Origin of the sequence: Roseomonas sp. KE0001, from assembly GCF_016107285.1 — a bacterium.
In the GTDB taxonomy this organism is placed as follows: Bacteria; Pseudomonadota; Alphaproteobacteria; order Acetobacterales; family Acetobacteraceae; genus Pseudoroseomonas.
This window is the reverse complement of record NZ_RCVQ01000005.1, coordinates 141,002-157,988: the sequence shown is the minus strand read 5'-3', so window position 1 is coordinate 157,988 and position 16,987 is coordinate 141,002. Positions and strand designations below refer to the sequence as shown.

The window sequence follows — 16,987 nt, the reverse complement described above, 5'->3', positions numbered from 1 at the left end:
CGGAGAGAGGATGACCTTTCTCCGGTCCGCCCGGCCATCAGGCGTCGGCGCGGATATTCGCCGCCCGCGCCACCTCGCCCCAGCGCTTGTGGTCGGCCTTCACGCGGGCATCGAACTCCGCCGCCGTGCCGCCGCCCGGCTCGTCGCCCTGGCCGGTGATGCGCTCCCGCACCGTGGCGTCCTGCAGCGCTGCGTTCATCGCCGCGTTGAGCCGCTGCACCACCTCGGGCGGCGTGCCCTTCGGCGCCGAGAGGCCGATCCAGCTGGTGATGATGAAGTCGTTCAGGCCCTGCTCGGCGGCGGTCGGGATATCCGGGAAGGCCGGCGCGCGCCGCTCCCCCGTCACCATCAGCCCGCGCACCTGCCCGGCCTTGACGAAGGGCGCCACGACCGAGGCGGCGTCGAAGAGGGCGCTGAAGCGGCCGGCGATGAAGTCCTGCATGGCCGGGCCGCTGCCGCGATAGGGCACGCTCTCCATCTGCGGATTGCCGATGCGGGTGCGGAACAGCTCCATCGCGCAGTGCGACATGCTTCCCGCCGCCGCCGTGCCGTAATCGACACCCTTGGGCTGCGCCTTCACCCAGGCGGTGAAGTCCGCGACCGTCCTCGCCGGAACCGAGGGGTGCAGGCACAGGATCAGCGAGCTTTGCAGCGCCAGCCCCACCGAGACCAGCTCCAGCGGATCGATGGTCATGCCCGGGAAGGTGTGCGGGTTGATGGCCATGGAGCTCGAATTGGCCGCCAGGATCGTGTAGCCGTCCGGCCGCGCCCGCAGCACCGCCTCGGTGCCGATATTGCCGCCGGCGCCGCCCTTGTTGTCGATCACCACCGGCTGGCCGAGCGCCTGCGACATGCCCTGCTGGATGACGCGGGCGGCGAAGTCGGTCTGGCCGCCGGGCGGGAAGCCGACCACCAGCGTCACCGGCCGGGTCGGCCAGGACTGGGCCAGGGCCAGGTGCGGCATGGCGAGGCCACCGGCGGCGGCGCCGAGGCCGGCGGCGAGCAGCCCGCGGCGGCGGAGCGGGGGCAGGGCGTCGTTCTGGAACGTCATCCGTGGGTCTTTCCGGGTCCGTGGAGCCGCCCTCGCGGGAACGGGGGCGGGTGTGACGCCGGGATCGGGGCGGGGCGGCGGCATGGCACGGCGCGCCGCTCGGGGGCGGGCAGTGGACCGGCTTTCCTCCACGGACCGCCTCGGGCCCGGTCCGCTTGCTGCGGAACTGTTCTTGTCGCGGTATGGTTAGGGGGCGGGCGGGATGCTAGTAAAGCGCAATCATCGGCGCCCGACATACCGAATCGGATATCCCTGCCATGGCCGCTTCCCCCGCCGGGGCGCCTCGCCCCCTGGCGCCGGACTGGTTCTCCCGCACCCGCCTCAAGCTGCGCCACCTGCAGCTGCTCACCGCCCTGGACGAGGACCGCAACCTCAACCGCGCCGCCCGCCGCCTCGGCCTGACCCAGCCCGCCGCCTCGCGCCTGCTGGCGGAGATCGAGGCGATGATCGGCGCTCCGGTGGTCGAGCGCCGGCCGCGCGGGGTGGAGCCCAACGCGCTGGGCGAGGTGCTGCTGCGGCGCGCCCGCGCCGTGCTGGTCGAGCTGGAGGCGGCGGCGGCGGAGCTGAACGGCCTGCGCGGCGGCTCGGGCGGCACGGTGGCCATCGGCGCCGTCACCATGCCGGCGGTGGATGCGCTGGTGCGGCTGGTAGAGCAGGCACGGCGCGAGGCGCCCGGCATCCGGGTGAGCGCGGAGGTGGACACCAGCCCGGTCCTGGTCGAGCGGCTGCGCGCCGGCCGGCTGGACTTCATCCTGGCGCGCCTGCCCGCGGGGCAGGACGCGGCCGGGCTGGAGTATCGCGAGGTGGGGGAGGAGGAGATCTGCTTCCTGGTGCGGGAGGAGCATCCGCTGCTGGCGGGAGGCACCCCGGCCCTGGCCGATCTCCGGGCCTACCCCTGGGTGCTGGAACCGCGCGGCAGCCTGCTGCGCCAGCAGGTGGAGATGCTGTTCCTGCGCCATGGGCTCGAGCCGCCGGGCCAGGTGCTGAACACCGCCTCGGCCCTGGTCGCCCTGGCGGCGCTGGCGCGGGGCGATGCCATCGGTGCCGTCAGCACCTCGGTCGCGGCCATCTTCGGGCCGCGCGGGCGGTTCCGCCGCCTGCCCGCCCCGCGGGAGGCGCCCCGCCTGAGCGTGCCGCCCTATGGGTTGATCCGGCTGCGCGGCCACCGTCTCTCGCCGGCGGCGCACAGCCTCCACGCCATGGCGGAGGCTTTGCTCTTTGAAGACATACCGAAACCGGCATAGATCGCCCCGAAGTTCCGATTGGAACGATATGCCTCGTCGGCCTAGCCTGCTCGGACGCGGCGCCCCTGCCGTCTCCCGAGGAAACGCGCCATGACACACGACAAGAAAACGCTGCGCAGCCAGGCCTGGTTCGGCCGGCAGGACAAGATGGGCTTCTACTACCGCTCCTTCCTGAAGAATCGCGGCATTCCGCAGGACCAGTTCGAGGGCAGGCCGGTCATCGGCATCTGCAACACCTGGTCCGAGCTCAACCCCTGCAACAGCCACTTCCGCACCATCGCCGAGCATGTCCGCTACGGCGTGCTGGAGGCCGGCGGCTTCCCGCTGGAATTCCCCGTCTCCTCGCTGGGCGAGGTGACGATGCGCCCCACCGCCATGCTCTACCGCAACCTCGCGGCGATGGATGTGGAAGAGGGCATCCGCGCCCATCCGCTGGATGGCGTCGTGCTGCTGATGGGCTGCGACAAGACGACGCCCGCGCTGCTGATGGGCGCGGCCAGCGCCGATCTTCCCGCCATCGGCGTCTCCGGCGGGCCGCAGCTGCGCGGCGTCTATCAGGGCAGGATGATCGGCTCCGGCACCAGCATCATCTCGATGAGCGAGCAGCTCCGCGCCGGCGAGATCACGCTGAAGGAGTTCCATGAGGCCGAGGCGGGGATGAACCGCAGCCATGGTTCCTGCATGACCATGGGTACGGCCTCCTCCATGGCCTCGATGGTGGAGGCGCTGGGCATCGGCCTGCCGACCAACGCCGCCATCCCCGCCGTCGACGCCCGCCGCAACGAGCTGGCCCGCATGGCCGGCCGCCGCATCGTCGAGATGGTGGGAGAGGACCTGACACCCACGAGGATCCTGACGCGGGAGGCCTTCGAGAACGCCATCCGCACCCTGGCCGCCATCGGCGGCTCGACCAACGCGGTGGTGCATCTCATCGCCATCGCGCGGCGCATCGGCGTCGACCTGACGCTGGAGGATTTCGACCGGCTGGGCCGCGGCGTCCATTGCCAGGTGAACCTGATGCCCTCCGGCGAGTACCTGATGGAGGATTTCTACTACGCCGGCGGCCTGCCCGTGGTGCTGCGCGACCTGGGCGAGCAGGGCCTGCTGCACAAGGACGCGCTGACCGTCAACGGCCGGAGCATCTGGGACAACGTCAAGGACGCGCGCTGCTGGAACCGGGAGGTCATCACCACCCCGGAGCAGCCCTTCAAGCCCGATGCCGGCATCGCCATCCTGCGCGGCAACCTGGCGCCCGACGGCGCGGTGATCAAGCCGTCCGCCGCCTCGCCGCACCTGATGCGGCACACCGGCCGCGCCGTGGTCTTCGATAGCATCGAGCACCTGCACCACGCGGTGAACGACGACAGTCTGGAGATCGACGCCGACTGCATCATGGTGCTGCAGAACTGCGGCCCCAAGGGCTATCCCGGCATGGCCGAGGTCGGCAACATGCCGCTGCCGCAGAAGCTGCTGCGCCAGGGGGTGCGCGACATGGTGCGGATCTCCGATGCCCGCATGTCGGGCACCGCCTATGGCACCGTGGTGCTGCATGTGGCGCCGGAGGCGGCGGCCGGCGGGCCGCTGGCCCTGGTGCGGACCGGCGATCTCATCACCCTCGACGTCAAGGCCGGCAGCCTGCACCTGCATGTGGACGAGGCCGAGTTGGCCGCCCGCCGCGCCGCCTGGGTGCCGCCGGCGCCGCATTTCGACAGGGGCTATACCAGGCTCTATGTCGATCACGTGCTTCAGGCGGACCAGGGCGCCGATTTCGACTTCCTGGTCGGCCGCAGCGGCTCGCCCGTGCCGCGTGACAATCACTGAAGGGAAGGAGACAAGACATGGCGCATCCGACGCTGTACCGGGGCGTGTTCCCGGTGGTGCCGACGATCTTCGACGAGCATGGCGCGCTGGACCTGGAGGGGCAGCGCCGCTGCCTCGACTTCATGATCGAGGCCGGCTCGGACGGGCTCTCGATCCTGGCGAACTTCTCCGAGCAGTTCCTGCTCGCCGATGAGGAGCGGGAGGTGCTGACCGAGGCCATCCTGCGCCACGTCGCGGGGCGGGTGCCGGTGATCGTCACCACCACGCACACCAGCCCGCGGATCTGCGCCGCGCGCAGCCGCCACGCGCAGGAGCAGGGCGCGGCCATGGTGATGATCATGCCGCCCTATCACGGCGCCACCTTCCGCTTCGGCGAGGCGGCGATCTTCGACTTCTTCCGCACGGTGTCCGACGCGATCGAGATCCCGATCATGATCCAGGACGCGCCGGCCGCCGGCACGCCGCTGCCGCCGGGCTTCCTGGCGCGGATGGCGCGCGAGATCGCGCATGTCGCCTACTTCAAGATCGAGACGGCGGGCGCCGCCGCCAAGCTGCGGCAGCTCATCGCCGAGGGCGGCGAGGCGGTCGAGGGCCCCTGGGACGGCGAGGAGGCGATCACCCTGCTGGCCGACCTCGACGCCGGGGCCACGGGCAGCATGACCGGCGGCGGCTATCCGGACGGGCTGGTGCCGATCGTCCGCGACTATCTGGCCGGCAACCGGGAGGCGGCCAAGGCCGGATACCATCGCTGGCTGCCGCTGATCAACCACGAGAACCGGCAATGCGGGCTGCTGGCGGCCAAGGCGCTGATGCGGGAAGGCGGCATCATCGCCTGCGACGCACCGCGCGCACCTCTGCCGCCGCTGCATCCGGCGGCGCGCCAGGGGCTGATCGAGATCGCACGCGATCTCGACGCGATGGCGCTGCGCTGGGGGAAGTAGGGCAGGCCTCCGGGGGGGGGCGCGGCTCCCCCGGACGCTTCCCGCGACCCTCAGGCGGTGACGTAGCCGAGCGCGCGGTCCGTCCGCCGCGCCGCCTCCGCCCGATCCTCCGGCCGGCCATAGCCGCCACCTCCCGAGGTCTCCAGCCGGATCACGTCGCCCTTCATCAGCCGCAGGTTGTTCACCTTGGAACCCAGCGGCCTGCGCTCGCCGTCGCGGATCAGCCAGAGCGCGCCGGCGCGGCCGGGCTCGCCGCCTTCAAGCCCGTAGGGGCGGAACCTGAAGCGCTCCAGGTTGGCGGTGAAGATCGCCTCCACGCTGTCGATGCGCCATTCGCGGAACAGGCCGAGCCCGCCGCGCTGCCGCCCCGCCCCGCCGGAATCCGGCAGCAGGCCGTAGCCCGTGAGCGTCAGCGGCAACTCGCTCTCGATCATCTCCACCGGGATGTTCGAGTTGTTGTGCATGCCGTAGGTGTAGCCGCTCAGCCCGTCCGTATCGGCATGGGCGCCGCTGCCGCCCACCTCGATCTCCACCAGCACGCCGCGCTCGCCATCCGCCCCGATGGTCTGGAAGGAGCAGACGTAGGAGACGCCGTAATAGGCCGCCGGCACGCGGTCCGGCACCGCCTGGTGCAGCGCGCCGAGCAGCGTGGTGGCGAGCCGGTGGCTGACCGCGACGCGGTTGGCGACGGGGGCCGGATGGCGCGCGTTGACGATGCTGCCCTCGGGCGCGATCACCGTGACGGGACGGTAGCAGCCGGCGGTGGGCGGAATCTCCTGATCGGCGATGGCCATCACCGCGTAGGAGACGGCCGAGCCCGAGGAGGCGAGGGTGGCATTGACCGGCCCCACCGCCTGCCGCCCGCAGCCGGAGAGGTCGATCACCATCTCCTCGCCCTTCACCTCCACCGCCGCGTGGATACGGATCGGTTCGGGATCGATGCCGTCGTCATCGAGGAAGTCCTCGAATTCATAGCGCCCGTCGGGGATGCGGCCGATCATGGCGCGCATCGCCCGCTCCGAGCCGTCGAGGATGCGGGCGCAGGCCTCGACCAGCGTCGCGGCGCCGACACGCCCCGCCAGCTTGCGCAGATTGGCCTCGCCCACGGAGAGCGAGGCGAGCTGCGCCTGGAGGTCGCCCCAGAGCATGTCCGGCCGGCGGACATTCTGCCGCATCATGGCCAGGACATCCTCGTTCAGCACCCCGCCCTTCACGAGCTTCAGCGGCGGGATGCGCAGCCCCTCCTGGAACACCTCCGTCGCGGCCGCGGCGTAGGAGCCCGCGGCCATGCCGCCCATGTCGAGATGGTGGCAGAGCGTGCCGACGATGGCGACGCGCCGGCCTTCCGCGTAGACCGGGCGGAAGGCCAGGATGTCGGGGATGTGCTGGCCGCCGCAGTAGGGATCGTTGGTGATGACGACGTCGCCATCCCCCCACCCGTCCAGCGGCAGGAAGTCGCGCACCACGGTGAGCAGGCCGGTGCTCATCGAGTTGAGATGCTGCGGGATGCGCGCCGACTGGGCGACATTGTAGCCCTCCGCATCGAAGATCGCCGTCGAGTAGTCGAGCAGCTCGCGCACGATGGTCGAGCGGCTGGTCCGCCAGACCGTGACGTCCATCTCGGCCGCGGCGGCGGTCAGGGCGTTGCGCAGGATCTCCAGCGCGACAGGGTCGAGCGAGGGGCTCATCGGGCGGCCTCCGTGCCGGCGCGGCGGGCGATCAGCGTGGCCTCGGGCCCGGGCGCGCAGTCCCAGCCGGGGCCGAGATAGATGGTGGTGTACTCTTCCTCGATCAGCGCCGGGCCGGCGATGCGGCCGGTGAGCCGCTCGCGCTGATGCACCGGCACCTCCCGCCAGCCATCGCCGAGCCAGACGCGCCGGGCCTCGGGCGCGCGCTCGGCGCCGCGTCCGGGGGCGCGGCGTGCCTCGGCCCTGGCGAGCAGGCCGGTCGCGCTGAGGCGCAGCGCCACCAGTTCCACCGGCGCCTCGGGGTTGCTGTAGGAGAAGCGCTGCCGGTGCGCGGCGTGGAAGGCGGCCAGGAGCCGCTCCAGCGCCGCCGGCTCCGCCGCCGGCTCTTCCCAGGGGGTCACCAGCTCGAAGGCCTGGCCACGATAGCGCAGGTCGGCGGCGACGGCGAGGCGCCGGTCCGCCGGTGCCACGCCATCGGCGTCGAGCAGCGCCGCGCCCTGCTGTCGCAGGGCATCGAGAAAGTCGCCGATGCGGGGCAGGCTTTCGGGCGCCGCCGGCATCACGCGGCTGCGCGCCACATCGTGCACGATGTCGGAATGCAGGATGCCGAAGGCCGAGAAGGTCGAGGCATCGGCGGGGAAGATCACCTCCGGAATGCCCAGCTCCTCGGCCACGGGGATGGCGTGCAGGCCGCCGGCGCCGCCGAAGGAGAGCAGGCTGAAGTCGCGCGGGTCGAGCCCCTTCTCGAACAGGCTGAGCCGGGCGGCGGCGGCGAGGTTGGTGTCGGTCACGGCCAGGATGCCGGCGGCGGCGGCCGGCGTCTCCAGCCCGAGCGGCGCGCCGACATGCTCGGCCACGGCGCGCGCGGAGGCCGCGGCGTCGAGCGGCATGGCCCCGCCCAGGAAGAAGCGGGGATCGAGCCGGCCGAGGGCGAGATTGGCATCGGTCACGGCGGGCTCGGTGCCGCCGCGCCCGTAGCAGGCGGGGCCGGGGCGCGAGCCGGCGCTGCGCGGGCCGACCTTCAGCCGCCCGGCCTCGTCCACCGAGGCGAGCGAGCCGCCGCCGGAGCCGATGGTGCGGATCTCGATCATCGGCAGGCGGACGGGCAGGTGGTCGATCTCGCCCTGGGTCATGCGCGTCACCGCGCCGTCGCGCACCACGCAGACATCGTAGCTGGTGCCGCCCATGTCGACGCCGAGCAGGTTCGGCCGCGCCAGCGCCTCGGCCATGCGCAGCGTCGCCAGGGCGCCGCCCGACGGGCCCGAGAGCAGCAGGCGGGCCGGCTGCAGCGCCGCCGTCTCGGCGCCGCAGACGCCGCTGTTGGACTGCACCAGCAGCAGCCGCGCGCCGATCCCGGCCTCGGCCAGGCGGCCGGTGAGCCTTTGCAGGTAGGCGCCGACCACCGGCATCAGCAGCGTGTTCAGCACCGTGGTGGAGCTGCGCTCGTACTCACGGATCTCCGGGCTGATCTCGCTCGACAGACAGACCGGAAGGTCCGGCCGCGCCTGCCGCAGCGCCCGGGCCAGGAGCTGCTCATGCGCCGGGTTGACATGCGCGTTGAGCAGGCAGACCGCCACGGCCTCCGCCTCCAGCGCCGCCAGGCGGTCGATCAGCGCGGCGATGGCGGCGGGCTCCGGGGCGCGCTCCACACCGCCATCGGCGCGGATGCGTTCCGGCACGCCGAGGCGCCGGTCGCGCGGGATCAGCGGCGCCTCATGCGCCGGCTTCAGGCCGTAGATGTCGCGCCGGCTGTGACGGCCGATCTCCAGGACATCCTCGAAGCCGGCCGTCGTCAGCAGCACGCCACGCGCCAGCCGGCGTTCCAGCACGGCATTGGTGGCGATGGTGGTGCCGTGCAGCAGCAGGCGGATATCGGAGAGGGCGAAGCCATGGCGGTCAGCCGCCTCGCGCAGCCCGGCCAGCAGGCCGATCGAGGGATCTTCCGGGGTGGTCGGCGTCTTCAGGCTGCGCAGGGCGCCGTCGCGCTCGTCCAGGATCTGCAGGTCGGTGAAGGTGCCACCGATGTCGATGCCGATCCGGATGAAGGGAGTGATGCTCACGGAGGCTCCGTGTGAAGGGGAGGACATGGCGGCTCAGCCCATCACGGCCGGCAGCCAGGTGGCGAGGCCGGGCCAGACCATCATGGCGGCCACGGCGATGAGGTAGGCGATCAGGAACGGCATCACGCCGACGAAGACATCGGTGATCGGCCCGCCCTTCGGGCGCATGCCCTGCAGCACGTACATCACCGTGCCGTCCGGCGGGCTGATCTGCGCGATCTCCACCAGCATGGTGACGACGACGCCGAACCAGATCGGGTCGTAGCCGAGGCCGACGACGATCGGGAAGACCACGGGCACCGTCGTGATGATCATGGAGAAGCCCTCCATGAAGGTGCCGAGCGCGAAGTACATGCCGATGATCGCCAGCATGATGGCCCAGGGCGGCACCGGCAGGTGGCTGATCGTGTCGGCCACGGTCTGCGGCACGTCGATCGCCGTCAGGATGTAGTTCAGCAGGTAGGCGCCGAGGATGATCAGCCCCAGCAGCGCGGTGTTGCGCGCCGTGGCTTCCGCCGCCGCGTTCAGCATCCTGAGCGAGAGCCGCCCTTCGATGACGGCGAAGACCGCGGCGCCGACGACGCCGAGCGCCGCCGCCTCGGTCGGCGTGGCGTAGCCGCCATAGATCGAGCCGAGCACCAGGATGATCAGCAGCAATGTCGGCACCAGGCCGCCAAGGGCGCGCAGCTTGATCGACCATGGCAGCGGCGGCGGCCGGTCGAGCGGGTTGCGCAGCCCGTGCACGGTGATGACGCCGATGAAGAGCAGCGTCACCAGGATGCTCGGCAGGATGGCGGCGATGTACAGCGCGCCGACCGAGGTCTCGGTGATCAGCCCGTAGACGATGAAGGTGATGCCGGGCGGGATCAGGTTGCCCATCGCGCCGCCGGCGGCGAGCGAGCCCAGCACCATGCGCGGATTGTACCGGGTGTCGTTGAAGTAGGGCAGGGCGACCGAGCCCATGGTCGCCGCCGTGGCGACGGAGGAGCCCGAGATCGCCGAGAACAGCGCGCAGGAGGCGATGTTGGTGTGCAGCAGCCCTCCCGGCAGGCGGTTCAGCCAGATGTTGAGCGCGCGGTAGAGCCGGTCCGACAAGCCGGCGCGCAGCAGGATCTCGCCCATCAGGAGGAAGAGGGGCACGGCGATCAGCACGAAATTGCTGGACGGGCCCCAGAAGGTCTGGCCGGCGAAGAGCCAGAAGGGGCGGTCCGAGAAGAGCACGCCGGTGATCAGCGCCAGGATACCGAGCACCGCCGCGATATGCACGCCGGCGCCGAAGAAGACCACGAAGACGGCGATCAGGCCGAGGATCTCGGGTAGCGGCAGCGCCGTCCCTCCCGAGGCGGCGGCGAAGACCAGCACGCCGAGCAGGCCGAGGAGGAAGACGATGGCGATCATGCCGGATGCCCCTCGCGTGCCATGGCGACGGCCTCCAGCGCCTCCTCCGCCTCGTCGTCGATGCTGCGGCTGCCGAGCATCTGGTCCACCTCCTGGAAGCGGCCGAGGAGCAGGCCCAGGATGGCCTCCACCAGCAGCGCCACGATCATCACGACGAAGCTCGCCATCCCGAAGGCCCAGATTCCCTGCGGGATCGCCATGGGCAGATGCAGGGCACTGTTGTCATGCGCGTCGAACATCAGCGATTCGTCGAGCAGCGACCAGGCGGCCCAGGCGACGAAGACGGCGAAGCCGCCGAGCAGGACCAGCGCGAAGACATGCAGGATGGTGCGCAGCCGCAGCGGCATGCGGTTCACCAGCACGTCCACGCGGATATGCGCCCGCGAGGCCAGGGTATGCGCCAGGGACCAGGAGATGCCGCAGGCGAGCATGTAGCTGGTGATTTCCACCGTCGCCGCGCTCGAGACCTGCAGGAAGGTGCGGCCGAGCACGTCGCCGGTGATGAAAAGGGCGCACAGGATGTAGTTCCAGCCGGCCAGGTAGGCCATGAACGCGACGGCCCGGGAGATGCCGTGGCGGACCGCCCGCGCGGCGCGGAGCGGCGCCGGGGTCCTTTCCCCGGCCCGGGTCATCACGGCCGGTACTCCACCCCGGCGATCGGCGCGACCACCTGGTTGAAGATCTCGCCGCAGCGCGCGCCGCAGCGCTTGACGAAGCCCGGCAGGACCGTGCTCTGCACCGCCTCCCGCACCAGGGCGCGGTCTGCCTCGGTGGCCTTCACCTCGGTCATCGGCTTGGCGGCGAGGGGATGGATCTTGCACGCCTCGGCCTTGCCGATGCTGCAATCGATGCCGTCCCGCGTCGCCGCGTCGCCGAGCGCCCAGAGCTTGTCGTTCATCTCGGCGAAGGTGCCCTCGAGGAAGCCGCGCACCTGCGGGTCGAGCCGGTTCCACCAGGAGAGGTTGACCATGTAGCCGGCGACGGCCCAGGAGAGCGGCAGGTCGGAGATATGCGTCGTCACCTCCGGCCACTTGGCCGAGGCGCCGCTGCCGGTGCCGGTCACGGCGCAGTCGGCGACGCCGCGCTCCAGCGCGCTGTAGACCTCGGGGAAGCCGATGCTGATCGGCTGGCCGCCGATGGTGTTCACCAGATCGACCAGCGAATTGCCGAAGGTGCGGATCTTGCGGCCCTTCATGTCGGCCAGCGACTGGAAGGGCTGGCGGCAGAACAGCACCTGCGCCGGGAAGGGGTAGAGCAGCACCAGCTTGGTGTTGAAGCGCTCCAGCTCCTTGTTGGCCACCGGCAGCAGCGCCTCGGCGATCCGCCGCGCCTTGCCGATATCGGGCGTCAGGCCCGAGAGATCGATGCCGTCCAGGATCGGGACATCGCCCGAGAGGGTGGAGAGGGTGCCGGCGCCGATATCGACCTGGCCCGAACGCACCAGCCGGACGATCTCATTGCCCGAGAGATTGCGTTCGGCATGGGTGCCGAGCTGCACGGTCAGCCGGCCGTTCGAGCGCTGGGTCAGCGCCTCGCGGAGATAGGGCACGTCGACGCGGGTGTACTGCGGCTGTGTCGGAAGCGGCTGGGTCACCGCGACGATGCGCAGCTTCGGCCCGTCCGGCAGGCTCGCCGGCATCTGCGCCTGGGCGCCGGGAGGGGCGCCGAGAGGGGCGGCGAGGCCCAACAGGGCCACGAGGCCAAGAGACCTGCCCCTGGCCATCCAGCGTGAAAATTCCATGGTTCCGTAGCCCCCATAGCCGCAGTGGTTCCATCCGCTGCTGGCGGTCTCTCCCTGGCCGCGTCTTTTCGGCGGTCCTGTCGCGCTTATCGAAACCAGAGCCCGATGGGCTGTCGAATCGTTAGTTTTGATCGGGGTGATAGATTTCCTTTATCGACCCCGCGCCGTCTCGCAAGCGCTGCGAGGCGATGCTAGCAGGGAGCATGGAGAAGGACAGCGGTATCCGCCCCGGGACGGAGGCGATGCCCGCCGGCTATGCGGCGTGGCTGGCGGCGTTGAAGGCACAGATCCGCGCGGCGCGGCTGCGCGCGTCCCTCTCCGTCAATGCCGAGCTGATCGGCCTCTACTGGCGCATCGGCCGCGAGATCCTGGAGCGGCAGGAGCGCCTGGGCTGGGGCGCCGGGGTGGTCGGGCGCCTGGCCGCCGACCTGCGCGCCGCCTTCCCCGGCACCGGCGGCTTCTCCCGTGCCAACCTGCTCTACATGCGCGCCTTCGCGGAGGCGTGGCCGGAGGCGGAGGTCGTCCAACGGGTCGTTGGACGATTGCCCTGGGGGCAGAACATCGAGCTGCTGAGCAAGCTGAAGGACCCCGCCGAGCGGCTCTGGTACGCCGAGGCGGCGCTGGAGCAGGGCTGGAGCCGCCCCGTGCTGGTCCATCAGATCGAGAGCCGGCTGCATGCCCGCCAGGGCCAGGCGGTGACCAATTTCGACCGGGCCCTGCCGCCCGCGCAGTCCGACCTGGCGCGGCAGATCCTGAAGGACCCCTATCATTTCGAGTTCCTCGGCCTCGGCCCGGCGGCGCAGGAGCGGGCGCTGGAGCAGGGGCTGATCGCGCGGGTGCGGGACGTGCTGCTGGAGCTGGGCAAGGGCTTCGCCTTCTGCGGCAGCCAGCATCACCTCGAGGTCGGCGGCCAGGACTGGTACGTGGATCTGCTCTTCTACCACCGCCGCCTGCGCTGCCTGATCGCGGTGGACCTCAAGACCGGTCCCTTCCAGCCGGAGCATGCCGGCAAGATGAACTTCTACCTCGCCGCGCTGGACGAGATGGAGCGGCAGCCGGGCGACAATCCCAGCATCGGCCTGATCCTCTGCCGCGAGCGCAACCGCGTGGTGGTGGAATACGCCCTGCGCGGCCTGGGCAGCCCGATCGGCGTCTCGCAGTACCGGGTGATGCTGCCCGAGGCCCTGCCCGGCGCGCTGGCCGAGGCGCTGCCCTCCGGCGAGGACATCGCCAGCCGCATGGATCTGCCGGATGGGGATCTGCCGGAGCCGGGCGGGGAGGGCTGAGCCGGCGCCGCCGCTGACGTCCGGGGGCCTCAGCCCGGCGCGCCGGCCTCCGCCAGGAGCCAGTCCCGGAAGCGGGCGAGGCCCGGTTCCGCCGCCCGCTCCGCCTCCTGCTGCAGCACGAAGCAGCGCCGGCTGCGGCGGATGAAGGGCGCGGGGACGACCAGACGCCCGCTTTCCAGGTCCGGCGCGACCAGGGCGCGGATCGCCAGCGCCACGCCCAGCCCGCCCGCGGCCGCATCGAGCGCCAGCGCGACGCTCTCGAAATGGCTGCCGCCCTCGGAATCCACTCCGGCGATGCCAGCCGCCGCCAGCCACCGGGCCCAGTCGCGCGGCCGCTGGCGGGAATGCAGCAGATGCTGCCGGGACCAGTCGAAGGGTGGGCCGGCAAGGGCCGGCGCGCAGACCGGCACGGTCTCGATCGGCACCAGCGGCCAGCAGAGCAGGCCCGGACGCGGACGGGGATCGGCCACGGCGATGACGGCGTCGAAGCGGGAAGGCCGCAGCGCCTGCGGGTCGGCGCTGGTGGTCAGCGCGATGTCGAGGTCCGGATGCGCCGCGCGCAACCGCCCCCAGCGGGGGATCAGCCAGCGGCTGGCGAAATGGGCGTAGGCGCCGATGGTCAGCGGCCGCCGCGCCGGCGGCAGGGCCAGGGCGTCGTCCAGTCCCGTGGCGATGCGGCCCAGCGCCTCGTGCAGGGCGGCGGCCAGGACCGCGCCGGCGGGCGTGGCGTCGAGCCCGCGGGCGCCGCGGATGAAGAGCGGCCGGCCCAGCTCCTCCTCCAGCAGCCGGACCTGGCGGCTGACCGCGCCGGGCGTCACATGCAGTTCCGCGGCGGCCCGGCGCATGCCGCCATGACGGGCGGTGGCCTCGAAGGCACGCAGGGCGGTGAGCGAAGGCAGCCGGCGGGAGACCATGGGGGTGTTGAGCCTAGCGCAACGGCTCCCGTCCTGAAAATCGGTTGCGGCGCCGGCCCGCCGCGCGCAGCGTCCGCCCACCAGGGACGACACCTGTCGGGAACACCGGGAACGAGGCCGCTCACATGCACATCCGCCCCCTCCACACGCCTGCCCCTCAGCCCACCGGTGCCGAGGCGGTGCCGGACAGCCGCGACCTCAACCTCTGGCGGGCCGATCCGGAGCTGGCGCGGCTGGCCGCGCTCTACCTGCCGGCGCCGCTGCTGGCGCATCTGGCGCCGCATCTCGAGCGGCTGGGCGGCCTGGCGGGCGGCCGGCTGGACGAGCTGGCCGGCATCGCCGACCGCAATCCGCCGGTGCTGCATCCGCGCAACCGGCGCGGCCAGGACGACCAGCATATCGACTACCACCCCGCCTATCGCGAGATGGAACGCCTGGCCTTCGGCGAGTTCGGCCTCGCCGCGCTCTCGCACCGCGGCGGCGTGCTGGGCTGGCCGGAGCCGATGCCGCCGGCGGCCAAGTATCTCATCACCTATCTCTTCGTGCAGGCCGAGTTCGGCCTCTGCTGCCCGGTCAGCATGACGGACAGCCTGACGCGCACGCTGCGCAAGTTCGGCGCGCCGGAGCTGGTCGCGCGCTATCTGCCGGCCCTGACCAGCCAGGACCTCGACGCGCTGCACCAGGGCGCCATGTTCATGACCGAGCAGGGCGCCGGTTCCGACATCGCCGCCACCAGCGTCCTGGCGGCCGAGCGGCCGGACGGAAGCTGGTCGCTCACCGGTGACAAGTGGTTCTGCTCCAACGCCGATGCCGGGCTGGCCATGGTGCTGGCGCGGCGCGAGGGCGGCCCGGAGGGTCTGAAGGGCGTCTCGCTCTTCCTGTTGCCCCGGATGCTGCCGGACGGCACGCCGAACCGCTACCGCATCGTCCGGCTGAAGGACAAGCTCGGCACCCGTTCCATGGCCAGCGGCGAGGTGCGGCTGGAGGGCGCGACGGCCTGGCTGGTGGGCGATCCCGGCGCCGGCTTCAAGCAGATGGCCGACATGGTTAACAATTCCCGCCTCTCGAACGGCGTGCGCGCCGCCGGGCTGATGCGCCGCGCCATGACCGAGGCGCTGTTCGTCGCGCACCGGCGGCGGGCCTTCGGCAAGCGCCTCGTCGAGATGCCGCTGATGCAGAGGCAGCTCGCCAAGATGCTGCTGCCGATGGAGCAGGCACGCAGCATGGTCTTCCAGACCGCCGAGGCGCTGCGCCGCGCCGATGTGGGGGAGGAGGGCGCCTATGCCCTGCTGCGCATCCTGACGCCACTGATCAAGTTCCGCGCCTGCCGCGATGCCCGCAAGGTCACGGGCGACGCGATGGAGGTGCGCGGCGGCTGCGGCTATATCGAGGAATGGCCCGATGCCCGGCTGCTGCGCGATGCGCATCTCGGCAGCATCTGGGAAGGCACCAGCAACATCGTCGCGCTCGACGTGCTGCGCGCCGCCGCGCGGGAGGGCTCGTTGCCGGTGCTGGAGTGGCATCTCCGCGGCCTTCTCGGCAATGGCGCCGCCCTGCCGGAGGCGCTGCCGCTGCTCGGCCGCACCCTGGCCCTGGCGGAGCGGGCGCAGGAGGAGCCGGCGCTGGCGCGGCAGGCCGCCTCGGCACTCTACCACCTGACCTCGGCCGTGGCCCTGGCCTGGGAGGGCGGCCATGCCGGGCTGGAACGGCGGGGCGAGCTGGCGCGGCTGGTGCTGCGGCACCGGCTGCTGCCGCGCGACCCCCTGGAGGCCGGGATGGGGGAGGCCGGGATGGGGGAGGAGCTATTGGCGCTGCTGCCCGATCCGGGCGCGGGCTGATCAACCGCCGGCTTCGGCCAGCAGGGCCCCGGCATGGCGCAGGAAGGCCTGCGCCGCCAGGGAGAGCGGGCGCTCGGCGGAATGGATCGCTTCCAGCGCCAGCTCGGCCGGCGCCAGCAGCGGGATCTCGCGCAGGCCGGGGAAGAGCGGGCCGATGCCGGAGAAGGGATCGACGATGGCGAGCCCGGCGCCGGCCTGCACCATGGTCCAGGCCTGGATGATGTGCTCGACCTCGGCCACCGGGCGATAGGCCAGTTCCGCCTCCGCGAAGATCCGGCGCAGCAGGGTGTGCAGGGTCTGCAACCGCGAGAAGCCGATCAGCGGGGCGGCCGCCAGCTCCCGCAGCGTCAGGCCGGCGCGGCCGGCCAGCGCGTGCCCCTCGGGCACCAGGCAGCGCAGCGGGCGGCGCGCCAGCTCCTGTCGCCGCAGCCGGGGATCCTGGCCGCTCAGGAAGACCAGCCCGAGGTCGAACTCGCCGCTCAGCAGGGCCTCGCTCAGCTCGTGCCGGCGCAGGATGGCGAGCCGGCCCTCGATCCCGGGGGCGGCGGCGGCGAAGCGCCCGAGCAGGCGTGGGGCCAGGGCCAGGCCCAGCGCATTGATGCTGGCGATGCGCAACAGGCCGGTCTCGGCATCGCGCAGCATGGCGGCGGCGCGATGCACCCGCCGGACCGCCTCGAAGACCTTCTCGACCTCCGCGAAGAGGCTGCGCGCCTCGGCCGTCGGATGCAGCCGCCCGTGCCGGCGCTCGAACAGGGTGAGGCCGATCCGGGCCTCGGCCAGCCGCAGCATCTCGCTCACCGAGGGCTGCGACACGCCCAGCGCCTGCGCCGCGCCGGTGACGCTACCCTCGTGCATGATGGCGTGGAAGACCTCCATCTGGCGCAGGTTCATGCGCGGCCCTCTTCGAACGGCATAGGATTTTCCTATGACCCCCACAAAGCTGCCGATTTGTCGAGCCGTGGCGGGCGGGACTAGCCTCCTTCCGGCCGCGCCGGAGAAGCGCGC

Annotated in this window: 13 protein-coding genes; 5 read left to right on the top strand and 8 right to left on the bottom strand. The window is 71.9% G+C overall.

Annotated elements, in window-relative coordinates; genetic code table 11:
• Positions 1 to 37: 37 nt before the first annotated feature.
• Positions 38 to 1,051: a tripartite tricarboxylate transporter substrate binding protein gene (locus tag D9598_RS11835; protein ID WP_198366718.1), complete on the bottom strand. Its 1,014-nt coding sequence runs from the start codon at positions 1,049 to 1,051 to the stop codon at positions 38 to 40.
• Positions 1,052 to 1,308: 257 nt separating this feature from the next.
• On the opposite strand from D9598_RS11835, the gene D9598_RS11830 reads away from it, so the two are divergent.
• The 3 genes from D9598_RS11830 to D9598_RS11820 all read left to right on the top strand — a co-directional run bounded on the left by D9598_RS11830 (position 1,309) and on the right by D9598_RS11820 (position 5,057).
• A complete protein-coding gene (locus D9598_RS11830; protein ID WP_198366717.1) occupies positions 1,309 to 2,295 on the top strand; it encodes a LysR substrate-binding domain-containing protein in 987 nt (328 codons plus the stop codon).
• Positions 2,296 to 2,385: 90 nt separating this feature from the next.
• Positions 2,386 to 4,116, top strand: a complete 1,731-nt coding sequence (locus D9598_RS11825; RefSeq protein WP_198366716.1) for an IlvD/Edd family dehydratase — start codon at positions 2,386 to 2,388, stop codon at positions 4,114 to 4,116.
• Positions 4,117 to 4,133: 17 nt separating this feature from the next.
• Complete coding sequence (locus D9598_RS11820) at positions 4,134 to 5,057, top strand: dihydrodipicolinate synthase family protein (RefSeq protein WP_198366715.1); 924 nt, start codon at positions 4,134 to 4,136, stop codon at positions 5,055 to 5,057.
• Between the two features lie 50 nt (positions 5,058 to 5,107).
• Here the strand turns inward: D9598_RS11820 and D9598_RS11815 are convergent, their stop codons facing one another.
• From D9598_RS11815 to D9598_RS11795, 5 genes are read right to left on the bottom strand one after another with little or no spacing between them, the layout of a single operon-like run.
• Positions 5,108 to 6,745 (bottom strand): hydantoinase B/oxoprolinase family protein, encoded by a 1,638-nt coding sequence (locus D9598_RS11815; protein WP_198366714.1) that lies wholly within the window; start codon positions 6,743 to 6,745, stop codon positions 5,108 to 5,110.
• Positions 6,742 to 8,805 (bottom strand): hydantoinase/oxoprolinase family protein, encoded by a 2,064-nt coding sequence (locus D9598_RS11810; protein WP_370592003.1) that lies wholly within the window; start codon positions 8,803 to 8,805, stop codon positions 6,742 to 6,744. The genes D9598_RS11815 and D9598_RS11810 overlap by 4 nt, the downstream gene beginning before the upstream one ends.
• A 33-nt stretch (positions 8,806 to 8,838) precedes the next feature.
• The gene (locus D9598_RS11805; protein WP_198366712.1) at positions 8,839 to 10,203 is read right to left on the bottom strand and encodes a TRAP transporter large permease; all 1,365 of its coding nucleotides are present in this window, start codon (positions 10,201 to 10,203) and stop codon (positions 8,839 to 8,841) included.
• Positions 10,200 to 10,835 carry a TRAP transporter small permease subunit gene (locus D9598_RS11800; RefSeq protein WP_198366711.1) on the bottom strand — a complete coding sequence of 212 codons (636 nt, stop codon included), beginning with the start codon at positions 10,833 to 10,835 and terminating at the stop codon, positions 10,200 to 10,202. The genes D9598_RS11805 and D9598_RS11800 overlap by 4 nt, the downstream gene beginning before the upstream one ends.
• On the bottom strand, positions 10,835 to 11,899 hold the full coding sequence (locus tag D9598_RS11795; protein ID WP_370592002.1) for a TRAP transporter substrate-binding protein: 1,065 nt from the start codon (positions 11,897 to 11,899) through the stop codon (positions 10,835 to 10,837). The genes D9598_RS11800 and D9598_RS11795 overlap by 1 nt, the downstream gene beginning before the upstream one ends.
• A gap of 248 nt (positions 11,900 to 12,147) precedes the next feature.
• Between D9598_RS11795 and D9598_RS11790 the strand changes: the two genes are divergently transcribed.
• Positions 12,148 to 13,230 carry a YhcG family protein gene (locus D9598_RS11790; RefSeq protein ID WP_198366709.1) on the top strand — a complete coding sequence of 361 codons (1,083 nt, stop codon included), beginning with the start codon at positions 12,148 to 12,150 and terminating at the stop codon, positions 13,228 to 13,230.
• Between the two features lie 29 nt (positions 13,231 to 13,259).
• On the opposite strand, the gene D9598_RS11785 is transcribed toward D9598_RS11790, so the two are convergent.
• A complete protein-coding gene (locus D9598_RS11785) occupies positions 13,260 to 14,144 on the bottom strand; it encodes a LysR substrate-binding domain-containing protein (protein ID WP_198366708.1) in 885 nt (294 codons plus the stop codon).
• A 125-nt stretch (positions 14,145 to 14,269) separates the two neighbouring features.
• On the opposite strand from D9598_RS11785, the gene D9598_RS11780 reads away from it, so the two are divergent.
• On the top strand, positions 14,270 to 15,982 hold the full coding sequence (locus D9598_RS11780; protein ID WP_198366707.1) for an acyl-CoA dehydrogenase family protein: 1,713 nt from the start codon (positions 14,270 to 14,272) through the stop codon (positions 15,980 to 15,982).
• Here the strand turns inward: D9598_RS11780 and D9598_RS11775 are convergent, their stop codons facing one another.
• On the bottom strand, positions 15,983 to 16,873 hold the full coding sequence (locus tag D9598_RS11775; RefSeq protein WP_198366706.1) for a LysR substrate-binding domain-containing protein: 891 nt from the start codon (positions 16,871 to 16,873) through the stop codon (positions 15,983 to 15,985).
• Positions 16,874 to 16,987 lie beyond the last annotated feature (114 nt).

Bases quoted from the DNA above. Each gene is read 5' to 3' on its own strand.
- D9598_RS11835 (WP_198366718.1), bottom strand. From the start codon at position 1,051: ATGACGTTCCAGAACGACGCCCTGCCCCCGCTCCGCCGCCGCGGGCTG.
- D9598_RS11830 (WP_198366717.1), top strand. From the start codon at position 1,309: ATGGCCGCTTCCCCCGCCGGGGCGCCTCGCCCCCTGGCGCCGGACTGG.
- D9598_RS11825 (WP_198366716.1), top strand. From the start codon at position 2,386: ATGACACACGACAAGAAAACGCTGCGCAGCCAGGCCTGGTTCGGCCGG.
- D9598_RS11820 (WP_198366715.1), top strand. From the start codon at position 4,134: ATGGCGCATCCGACGCTGTACCGGGGCGTGTTCCCGGTGGTGCCGACG.
- D9598_RS11815 (WP_198366714.1), bottom strand. From the start codon at position 6,745: ATGAGCCCCTCGCTCGACCCTGTCGCGCTGGAGATCCTGCGCAACGCC.
- D9598_RS11805 (WP_198366712.1), bottom strand. From the start codon at position 10,203: ATGATCGCCATCGTCTTCCTCCTCGGCCTGCTCGGCGTGCTGGTCTTC.
- D9598_RS11800 (WP_198366711.1), bottom strand. From the start codon at position 10,835: ATGACCCGGGCCGGGGAAAGGACCCCGGCGCCGCTCCGCGCCGCGCGG.
- D9598_RS11790 (WP_198366709.1), top strand. From the start codon at position 12,148: ATGGAGAAGGACAGCGGTATCCGCCCCGGGACGGAGGCGATGCCCGCC.
- D9598_RS11785 (WP_198366708.1), bottom strand. From the start codon at position 14,144: ATGGTCTCCCGCCGGCTGCCTTCGCTCACCGCCCTGCGTGCCTTCGAG.
- D9598_RS11780 (WP_198366707.1), top strand. From the start codon at position 14,270: ATGCACATCCGCCCCCTCCACACGCCTGCCCCTCAGCCCACCGGTGCC.
- D9598_RS11775 (WP_198366706.1), bottom strand. From the start codon at position 16,873: ATGAACCTGCGCCAGATGGAGGTCTTCCACGCCATCATGCACGAGGGT.